Here is a 1195-nt window from a genome sequence, read left to right on the forward strand (position 1 = left end):
GGGCAGGGGGCGAGCGGCCCTGACCACGTTTTCGTCATCATGATGGAGAACCACGGCTATGACCAGGTCATCGGCAACACCGCCGACGCGCCGTACATCAATACACTTGCCCAGCGGTACAACACTGCGACGAACTACCATGGCGTGACCCACCCGAGCATGCCCAACTACCTTGCCACCATTTCGGGAAGCTCTCAGGGCGTCTGGGATGACTGCAAGGCCGGCGCAGATGTTAAGTGCGCACCAGAAGAATTCGTGCCCGGTTCCGGCGACCCGGGAGCCACTGGGCTCCTCACCCCGGCCCAGGTCGCCAGCGCCTCGTCCACGGCGCACATGTTCTCGGGCAAGACCATTGTTGACCAGCTCGAGAACAAGGGCCTGAGCTGGAAGGCGTACATGGAGAGCCTTCCCAGCACTGGCTCCCAGGTCGAGTACGCGCCCACGATCGGCTCGACCACGGTCAAGCTGTATGCGCAGAAGCACAACCCGTTCATGTACTTCTCGAACATCAACTACCCGGGCAGCCCGCGCCTGCAGAACATCGTGCCCCAGGAGAACAACCTCAAGGCGGATCTGGCCAGCGGCAACGTGCCGAACTTCGTCTGGATCAGCCCGAACCAGTGCCACGACATGCACGGGATCTCCCCGTCGGGGGCGGCCCTGATCGGCCTGCCCCAGTGCGGGTACCCGGACTCCGGTCTGGACCACGGAGCGATCCAACTCGGCGACACTTACGTCAAGCAAACAGTCCAGCAGATCATGGATTCCCCGACGTGGAAGAGGACCAAGTCCAGCATCGTTCTGGCCTGGGATGAGAATGACTACTCCGGATCCACGGGCGGCCCGGGCAGCCCGGTCGGGCAGAACGGCGCAGTCCTCGGCGGCGGCCACGCCCCCACGATCGTGATCAACTCAGCGGAAGGACCCCACAAAACAACCAACCAGGTCTCCGATCACTACACCCTGCTCTCCACCATCGAGCACATGTGGCACCTCGGCTGCCTGGCCAACACCTGCTCACCCACCACATCAGGCACCTTCGAGGAACTCTTCCACCCCTCGCCGCGGGATGACTCCGGCCAGTCCCACGACCGTGCCGGGGATTAAGTAAAGTACAAAGCGATCAAATATTGGCGGCCTGCCTGCACACCACGTGCAGGCAGGCCGAGGCCGCTATCCGGACCGGCCGCTATGC

At 63.1% G+C, this 1195-nt stretch carries 1 protein-coding gene; it reads left to right on the top strand.

All coding sequences use genetic code 11. The features are described from left to right. Positions 1–1107: alkaline phosphatase family protein (locus BJQ90_RS18980; RefSeq protein ID WP_226761756.1), on the top strand; the 1107-nt coding region annotated here is incomplete at its 5' end. Positions 1108–1195 lie beyond the last annotated feature (88 nt).

Source organism: Arthrobacter sp. SO3 (genome assembly GCF_020532825.1).
Lineage (GTDB): Bacteria > Actinomycetota > Actinomycetes > Actinomycetales > Micrococcaceae > Arthrobacter.